At 43.0% G+C, this 7804-nt stretch carries 10 protein-coding genes; 3 read left to right on the top strand and 7 right to left on the bottom strand.

Translation table 11 applies throughout. From position 1 onward, the window contains the following. The 4 genes from LS48_RS05250 to LS48_RS05235 form a co-directional block, all read right to left on the bottom strand. A partial coding sequence (locus LS48_RS05250) for a transposase (protein WP_131807695.1) occupies positions 1 to 210 on the bottom strand: 210 nt, incomplete at its 3' end. A gap of 222 nt (positions 211 to 432) precedes the next feature. Further along, positions 433 to 933: a hypothetical protein gene (locus tag LS48_RS05245; RefSeq protein WP_062620639.1), complete on the bottom strand. Its 501-nt coding sequence runs from the start codon at positions 931 to 933 to the stop codon at positions 433 to 435. Positions 934 to 1072: 139 nt separating this feature from the next. Further along, entirely contained in the window at positions 1073 to 1435 is a 363-nt protein-coding gene (locus tag LS48_RS05240) for a hypothetical protein (RefSeq protein ID WP_062620636.1), read from the bottom strand. A gap of 315 nt (positions 1436 to 1750) precedes the next feature. Then, positions 1751 to 2239: a hypothetical protein gene (locus LS48_RS05235; protein WP_062620634.1), complete on the bottom strand. Its 489-nt coding sequence runs from the start codon at positions 2237 to 2239 to the stop codon at positions 1751 to 1753. A gap of 315 nt (positions 2240 to 2554) precedes the next feature. On the opposite strand from LS48_RS05235, the gene LS48_RS05230 reads away from it, so the two are divergent. Next, complete coding sequence (locus LS48_RS05230; protein WP_062620632.1) at positions 2555 to 3010, top strand: hypothetical protein; 456 nt, start codon at positions 2555 to 2557, stop codon at positions 3008 to 3010. A 21-nt stretch (positions 3011 to 3031) separates the two neighbouring features. Then, positions 3032 to 3742 carry a TVP38/TMEM64 family protein gene (locus LS48_RS05225; RefSeq protein ID WP_062620631.1) on the top strand — a complete coding sequence of 237 codons (711 nt, stop codon included), beginning with the start codon at positions 3032 to 3034 and terminating at the stop codon, positions 3740 to 3742. Between the two features lie 61 nt (positions 3743 to 3803). On the opposite strand, the gene LS48_RS05220 is transcribed toward LS48_RS05225, so the two are convergent. The 3 genes from LS48_RS05220 to LS48_RS05210 all read right to left on the bottom strand — a co-directional run bounded on the left by LS48_RS05220 (position 3804) and on the right by LS48_RS05210 (position 7096). Further along, on the bottom strand, positions 3804 to 4304 hold the full coding sequence (locus LS48_RS05220; RefSeq protein ID WP_062620629.1) for a pyridoxamine 5'-phosphate oxidase family protein: 501 nt from the start codon (positions 4302 to 4304) through the stop codon (positions 3804 to 3806). 95 nt (positions 4305 to 4399) lie between these two features. Next, positions 4400 to 5680: a PQQ-dependent sugar dehydrogenase gene (locus LS48_RS05215; RefSeq protein ID WP_062620627.1), complete on the bottom strand. Its 1281-nt coding sequence runs from the start codon at positions 5678 to 5680 to the stop codon at positions 4400 to 4402. A gap of 21 nt (positions 5681 to 5701) precedes the next feature. Then, positions 5702 to 7096 carry an NAD-dependent succinate-semialdehyde dehydrogenase gene (locus LS48_RS05210; protein WP_062620625.1) on the bottom strand — a complete coding sequence of 465 codons (1395 nt, stop codon included), beginning with the start codon at positions 7094 to 7096 and terminating at the stop codon, positions 5702 to 5704. Positions 7097 to 7219: 123 nt separating this feature from the next. On the opposite strand from LS48_RS05210, the gene LS48_RS05205 reads away from it, so the two are divergent. Beyond that, complete coding sequence (locus LS48_RS05205) at positions 7220 to 7798, top strand: GNAT family N-acetyltransferase (RefSeq protein WP_062620623.1); 579 nt, start codon at positions 7220 to 7222, stop codon at positions 7796 to 7798. The last annotated feature ends 6 nt before the right edge of the window (positions 7799 to 7804 follow it).

Here is a 7804-nt window from a genome sequence, read left to right as displayed (position 1 = left end):
GTAGCCATAGATGTAGAGCTTGAGCAGGTCTGCCGGGTCGTACGGCGGACGGCCCTGTGCGGGCAGGGCGGCAAACCCCAGCTCTTCCAGATCGAGTGCCCCGACGAATCGATCGATAAAGCGGACGCTGTTCTCCTCCGGCACCATCTCGTCGAGGCAGGTGGTGTAGAGGGCCAGTTGCTGGCGGTCTTGTCCCTGTAGATATTCCATGGCATGAAGATACGGAAATACGGGGGTTTTGAAGGAAAAAAAAACTCCTACTTATCCACAGAGTTATTAAGTTTTGAGACAGTCTGACGTGTTGGTATATGAGCTGTGGCGTGTGTCGGCACAGACCTCTCTAAATAAAAACTGGCTTTGGAAAATCCTGCGGATTTTCCAAGTGAGGACTGACCAAGCCATAGATTATATACCGTGTTAGCGGTTCGGGCTTTATTTTACTGAAACTATGGTTGTTATGTAGATGTAGTAATTTATACAATGTAATAATGCTAATATTAAAATGTCTTTATTCCTGAAACTTTCAAATTCATCAGTTGTTCTAATTGAGTACTTATAGTTAAGATTATCCAATTTGGTGTCCATTTCGGCAACTAATAATTCTTTCTTTTCTGAGTTAGTCAGTATAAATTTGTTGCTTGAAAATCCCTCTGTGCGAAGTGAATAGCTCTTTTCTGAATCCTGAAAAAATGTTTTTATTAGTATTCCATTCCAACCAAGTTTAAATTCTAATATAGTTTTTTCTCCGTCCTTTAATTCAATTTTAGAATTCCATATTCCTTTTGGCTTAAGATGAAAATTAGCACCATTAGAGGATTTTAATTCTGCATTGGAGGCATACCACTTTTCATAGATTAGTTCTCCAATTTTTTCATCGTCAGAAGTCAGGTAAAAGGATAGTGAGTTTGTCGATTTTGCAATGTAATTAGCCATATTATAAATATTTTAAAATTTAATTATAAAAGTGCGGTCTTTGCCTGACCGCTACACATGTTTATATACGCATGTTTTTAAAATCTTATTGCTGCTATCCCGCACATGTGCGCCACAGCATGCCCCCCAAATATAAAGTTTATTTCCCAATCACCTGCATCAAGGTTTCCACCTTGGTTTTCAATAATTTGTTCTCCTCCTCCAGCGCGGCAATGCGCTCCTGTAAGGGCAGCGCGGGGTCTGGCGCGTTGGTGGTAAAGTGTGCCGGGAGCTGGGCGGCCAGGTCCATAAAAAAGTTGTGGTTTAACCCTAACGAGAGGTGCCATAGGGTTTTACATAAAAAATTGTCCTGTTTTTGGTACCTCATGATGCTGTTGGGGCTTTTGCCCATAATCTTACTGAGCGTAGCCTTGCGGGTACGATGCGCTTTAAAGTACGCTTTTAGCGCGATACCTAATGGGGGCATTGGGCAGTCTTGTAAGGTGTATTTTTTGTAGGCCATAAATGATGGTTTTTAATAATTAAATGATGGTTTATAGGTATTAAATGATGGTTTATAGATATTAAATGATGCTTTGTAGCAGTTTAATGATGATTGATAGGTGTTTAACTTTGACAAATAGTAGTTAAATGACGATTTGTAGCAGTTAAACATTTGACTTTATTAATTTAAGTATGGTATATGGTAGATAAACTATGGTAGTTGCTATTTTAAGTACGGAAAACCATCATTAAACTTGCAAAAAGCATCTCTTTTTTGTTTGCACTATGCACAAAAAATACGGGCAAAGCCCGTACCTTTTCAGGGGTTCAAAAACTACGGGGTTTCCCCATCATCACTGGGCCTGCCTCCCTGCCCTTCAAAACGCACCTTGAGCCTGTTATAGCTGTTCTGCGCGCCGGGCACGCCGGTGCGCGCCAAAACTTCTATCATGCCATAGGCTCCCGTGGCCATGCCATAGGTTTCATGTCCCGCCATGCGCTTTAAGTCCCGAACCCGCTGTAGAAGATCCATCAACCTGGTTTCAATGGTTTCTCCCTGTCCAAAAAGTTGCAGGTCGTTGGCCAGATAGTCTCTGTTGTAAGTCGCATTTACGGCGGCAATGGGGTTGGTGTCCATCTCGTTGAGCACCTCTTCGGCAAACACCTTGTTGTTCACGCTTATGGCGTTTAGGCTGCTGCGTTGTTCTGGCGTTAGGGTACTATCCGGCAGGGCGGCCTGTACCGTTGCAAGACTTTCCAGGATCGTTGTCATAACGTTTGCGTCAATTACCTGGTTCAGTAGGTTTTGGTTTACATTACTCATAGCTTAAAAATTTTAAAAGATTAATACTTTCAATTTTCGGAAAAAAACAAAAACCAGTCAACGGGGGAAATCCCCCTTTTTTTACAGGGTTTTTCCTGTTTGAAAAAAATCAACTAATTGATTTTCAATACTTTTATCCAAGGCGAAATTTTGGCAAAAAAATAGCCCGACAAAAAGTTGCTGGAAAGGGGTATTGGGGGTGAAAAAATGAATACGCAGCACCATATTTTTTCATTTTACTAAAAAATTCAAAAAATCGGGGGCTTTCTTTCTAGGTTTTAGTATTTTCATAAAAGGTTAAAAAAAATAGCTGTTATGCAAACTTCAAAAAGACTGGACCAGGCCCTGCAAAAACTCTATACCGCCTTTCACAACAACACCCTAAACCCCGAGTGCTGCAAGCAATGCGCCGTGGGCAATATATGTGATAATACCGATAGCTGGAAGCACCTGAGCGATGGCCACGGCTCGTTGCAATTGAACTACGTGGGCCGCGTGCACGAAACCTTGGGCCGGCGGTTTAACGGCTACACCCCACTGGAACTTTTACAGATAGAGGCCGAATTTTTAAAGGGCTGCGGCTACACCCTGCCCCTGCACCATAAAAACGCAAGACCGAAACACCCTACCTCCAAAACTACCCTCTTTAAAGGGCTAAGTGCCGCCATTGTATTTCTTTGCACGCTGGATGGAATACACAACGTAATGGACCCTACACAATTACTTGACTTTACGCCAGAAAGAAAGCCGCAAGCAGAAGCTGCAAGCTAAAAAGTAAAAAACCTGCGCTTTATGCAAAAAAAGGATCTAGGCGAAATCTCCGTTAGAAAAAGTAAAGCGCCCCTTTACAGTTCTATTACCTTAATCACGGTCTTGGTAATCTGCTACTTTGCCATCCCGCAGGTCAATCAATTTTTAAATGAAGCCTGGGATGTGCTCACCAGTAATGATGAGGCACGCATCAAGAACTGGGTAAGCGATTTTGGGTGGATGGGCCCCGTGGTCATTGTGCTGGCAATGATCGTGCAGATGTTCCTCTTGGTTATTCCTTCGGTATTGTTGATGATTGTGGCAATACTGGCGTATGGCCCTATTTGGGGAAGTGTGATTATTTTGATTGCCATATTTTGCGCCTCTTCCATCGGGTATTTTATAGGGAAGTATTTAAGCATTGAGCTTACCGCCAGATTGCTTGGCAAAAAAACCACCCAGAAGATGACCGATTTCTTGAACGATTACGGGTTTTGGGCGGTGATGATTACGCGTATTAACCCCTTTCTCTCCAACGATGCCATTAGCTTTGTGGCAGGACTACTGCGGATGAATTATTTTAAATTCATTACCGCTACCCTTATAGGCATAACCCCCCTAATATTACTGATAGCCTGGACGGGGCGCGATATAGACTCGCTTAAAACCAGCTTGCTCTGGGGCTCGCTGGTGAGCTTGGCACTGTTTGGCCTCTATATATGGTGGGACAAAAAACGAAAACATAAAAAATAAAAATAATCCTTCCAAAAACAACTGCTGTCTCTGGAAGGATGTCATTAGGAAGGGGAGTAAATTATACCTTTAAATCGCCCTGTACGCCCAGATCGGGTTCGTTGCCCGTTATGGCGCCTTGGGCCATTTTTAAAAGTGAAAGTACCTTGCCGTTTTTGGTGTCCCAGTAATGGGCATCTTCCGGTACCACTTTAATGGCGGTTATGTTGGGGTCGTCTTCGCCATCAAACCAGGCGTCGTCGCCACTGCCGTACAGCTCCTTAATTCGGTTTCGGTCTGTACTTATATGGGCACGGCCATAAATACTCAAAAACTCAAAGTTGCCTTTGTCGGCGTAAATAAGTTGGGTCTTGTTTTCTTTTTCAATGTGCTGGTTGTGGGTACTGTTTTTATTGCTGAGAAACCAAATGTTGCCATCGTCATCCACTTCCTTCGTGCTCATGGGTACCGCATGAAAAGGCTGGTTATTTAAATCGGTAGCCATCATGGCATAATCAATGGACTCAGCCATTTTTTTTATTTTCTCTTTTGCTTCTTTACTGTAAAGGTTTTTTGTGCTCATAGTTTTTTTATTTTGAAGATACTAAACAATGTTGCCACCCACTTTTAAGGAAATCATAAAGTTTAGTTTATTTCAGAAAACATTGAACAAAATGCCTATTCACCCGTATAGACAATCCTCCAAATATGGTTTGTGGTATCATCGGTCATTAACATAGACCCATCGGGCAAAAGGGTAAGGCCTACGGGTCTTCCACGAACCTCATCTTTAGAGGGATTTACGATAAAACCCGTAAGGAAATCTTCTGGCTTGCCAGTGGGCTTTCCATTTTTAAAAGGAACATACACCACCTTATAGCCCGATAATATATCACGGTTCCACGAACCATGCTGTGCTATAAAGGCTCCGTTTCTATATTTCTCCGGAAATGCATCTGCAGTATAAAACATCAGGCCCAAGGAAGCCGTGTGCGGGCCCAAATCTACATCGGGCATAATGGACTCTTTTAGCTTTACATTGGGCGGAATGGGCACACGTGGATCATAATAACTGCCCCAATACATATAGGGCCAGCCATAAAAACCACCTTCCTTCACCGAAGTTAAATAATCGGGAACCAAATTATCACCCAGACCATCCCGCTCATTTACGGTGGTCCACAGCGTTTGTGTTGTAGGCTCCCAATCCATCCCAACAGGATTACGTAATCCCGAAGCATATACTTGCAGCTCACTGCCGTCAGGATTCATCATGAGTATGTTTGCTTTCATTACTTCCTGCTCCATTCCTTTCTCACCAATATTATCACCACTACCCACGGCTATATATATTTTGGAGTTATCGGCATTGGCAATAATATTGCGCGTCCAGTGCTGATTGACTTTTCCTGCGGGGAGGTCGGTAATTTTCTCACCCTTGACGGTAATTTTGGTTTGCCCCGCTTTATAGGGGTAACGCAGTACTGCATCGGTATTTGCCACGTACAGCCAATCGCCAATTACGAGCATACCAAAGGGCTGGTTGAGGCCTTCTTTTTTTGTAAGCAGGGTTTCCCGTACATCGGGATATCCGTTGTTATCTGTATCCCGCAGCAGGGTAATAACATCGGCACTATTGGCTAGATTGTTGGACCCACCGGCACCTATAATGGTGGCGCCAATTTGTTTGAGGATGCTGTAGTTACTGTTACTTTCTGCTACCAAAACATCGCCATTGGGGGTCACGTACATCCATCGGGGGTTTTGAAACCCATCTGCATATTTGTGAACCGTAAAACCCTTAGGCGCTTTGGGCGTTTCCCCTTCTTCCCATCCTACTACATTGGAGTAATTTGAAACTGGTTTTGTGGCATAAGGCTCGGGTAACTGTTTTTCCTTTTCAATTTGGCAGAAAAGTGAAAGTGGAAAAAAGAACAATAAGAGAAGATACCTTTTCATGATTGAAATATTTATAATTTATTAATTTTTAAGTCGCATAATAGCTTTTTCATTCACAAATTCCTTCATCCCAAAACCGCCGTGCTCGCGGCCATATCCGGAATCTTTTACACCGCCAAAGGGCATATTGGGCTGTGCAAGGCCAAAACCATTGATAAACACCATACCCGTATCAAAATGCTTGCTGGCCAGTTCCATGGCCTTCTTTTCATTTTTGGAAAAAATACCGCCCCCCAAACCGTACTTACTATCGTTGGCAATGCGCATGGCATCTTCTTCATCCTTGGCGCGAATAAGTGAGGCTACGGGGCCAAAAAGCTCATCGTCGTAAGCGGGTTGTCCAGGCTTTACATTATCGAGTACCGTAGCAGGATAGAAGAACCCTTTGCCTTTTGGCATTTCGCCACCACACAGAATTTTAGCGCCTTTCTTCACACTTTTTTCTACTTGTTCGTGAAGGGTTTCGCGAAGATCCTCGCGTGCCATAGGCCCTATTTTTGAATCCTTATCGGTCGGGTCTCCGTGTTTTATTTTCTTCATCTGTTCCACGTATGCATCACGGAATTCATCATAAACTTTATCTACAACCACAAAGCGCTTAGCTGCCACGCAGGTTTCGCCATTATTGTAAATTCTTCCCTGCACGCACATTTTTACTGCCAGGTTTAAGTCTGCGTCTTCCAGAACAATATAGGCGTCGTTACTGCCCAGCTCCATTACCGTTTTCTTTAGGGCAGCGCCTGCCTTTTTGGCGATGGCACGTCCCGCATCGGGGCTTCCGGTAAGGGTAACGCCTCTTACAAGTTTGTGCTTTATTATTTTATCGCTCTGCTCGTGGGTTATTTTTAAAACGGTAAAAAGGTTTTTGGGCAGTCCTGCTTTTTCATAGATTTTTTGAAGCATCAATCCTGTGCCCGTCACATTTTCAGCATGCTTTAAAAGAATACCGTTACCTGCCATAAGGTTTGCAATAGAGTAACGGATTACCTGATACACAGGGAAATTCCAGGGCTGTATCCCGTAAATCACACCTATGGGCGAGTTTGTTATAATACCCTTTCCGCCATCGGGAAGCTCGCGCTCTTCGTCCTTTAAATTTTCCGGGCCATTGGCAGCGGTCCAATCACAGATTCCGGCACAGAGTTCTATCTCCTGCTTGCTCTGTTTTAGCAGTTTCCCCATTTCGTTGGTCATCAATTTGGAAAGCTCTTCGGCGTTTTCTTTTAGTTCTTTGCCGATAGCCTTTATAATTTTTCCTCTTTCCTTATGCGAAACCATACGCCATTCCAAAAAAGCTTTGTGGCATTTTTCCACGGCCTCGTCAGCTTGCTTGTCGGTCATTAAGGGATATTTCTTTATAACTTTTCCTGTGGTGGGGTTTATCGTCACCAGTTCTTTTTGTGCTTCTTTGCTCATAGTTTTTTTCTTTTTGTTGAATATATTATTTTGAGGAAGAAGTGTGTCTTAAGAAACTGTTATACTTTTAGACTGCAGAAGAAAGAGTAGCTGAAATTTCTTCCAAATAATGATTTAAAAACCATGAAAACATTGCAAATAGCAAACATCCGTCCCGCCCGTCCCGAAGATTTTAGGCAAGTTGCCCCGTTAATTGTTCAGGCAATGGAAGATTTGGCATGTACGTTTACAAATACGCACACGCCTGAAAAAGCTTATCCGTTGTTTGAATATTTCTTTCAGAAAAAAGCCAATCAATACAGTTTTGAACATACGCTGGTGTTTGCGGAACAAAACGAAATTATGGGCTCCATCACTTTTTACGATGGAAAGTTATTGCCGCAATACCGCGCGCCTTTCCTTCAGCATATTGCGGAAACATATAAAGTAACTGATTTAGTGATTGACGACGAAACCAATGCGGGGGAGGTTTATATAGACACGCTGAGTGTTGCCCCACAGCACCAAGGAAAAGGAATAGGCAAAAAATTACTGGCGGCAGCGATAAAACAGGCAAGTGCAGAAGGTCATGAAAAAATTGGCCTTTTGGTGGATTTTAAAAATCCGAATGCCAAAAAATTATATTTGGGCTTGGGTTTTAAGAGTATCGGCACAAAGAAATTGGGCAACAGCATTTATGAACATTTGCAGCGAAACTTGTAGGTTGGT

It is taken from the genome of Aequorivita aquimaris (assembly GCF_001573155.1).
Lineage (GTDB): Bacteria > Bacteroidota > Bacteroidia > Flavobacteriales > Flavobacteriaceae > Aequorivita > Aequorivita aquimaris.
The sequence above is the reverse complement of the archived record's forward strand: the minus strand, read 5'-3'. Positions and strand labels throughout refer to the sequence as shown.

What these genes read in the sequence shown, in the direction of transcription:
- LS48_RS05245 (WP_062620639.1), bottom strand. Translation starts at nt 933, where the DNA reads ATGGCTAATTACATTGCAAAATCGACAAACTCACTATCCTTTTACCTG.
- LS48_RS05240 (WP_062620636.1), bottom strand. Translation starts at nt 1,435, where the DNA reads ATGGCCTACAAAAAATACACCTTACAAGACTGCCCAATGCCCCCATTA.
- LS48_RS05235 (WP_062620634.1), bottom strand. Translation starts at nt 2,239, where the DNA reads ATGAGTAATGTAAACCAAAACCTACTGAACCAGGTAATTGACGCAAAC.
- LS48_RS05230 (WP_062620632.1), top strand. Translation starts at nt 2,555, where the DNA reads ATGCAAACTTCAAAAAGACTGGACCAGGCCCTGCAAAAACTCTATACC.
- LS48_RS05225 (WP_062620631.1), top strand. Translation starts at nt 3,032, where the DNA reads ATGCAAAAAAAGGATCTAGGCGAAATCTCCGTTAGAAAAAGTAAAGCG.
- LS48_RS05220 (WP_062620629.1), bottom strand. Translation starts at nt 4,304, where the DNA reads ATGAGCACAAAAAACCTTTACAGTAAAGAAGCAAAAGAGAAAATAAAA.
- LS48_RS05215 (WP_062620627.1), bottom strand. Translation starts at nt 5,680, where the DNA reads ATGAAAAGGTATCTTCTCTTATTGTTCTTTTTTCCACTTTCACTTTTC.
- LS48_RS05210 (WP_062620625.1), bottom strand. Translation starts at nt 7,096, where the DNA reads ATGAGCAAAGAAGCACAAAAAGAACTGGTGACGATAAACCCCACCACA.
- LS48_RS05205 (WP_062620623.1), top strand. Translation starts at nt 7,220, where the DNA reads ATGAAAACATTGCAAATAGCAAACATCCGTCCCGCCCGTCCCGAAGAT.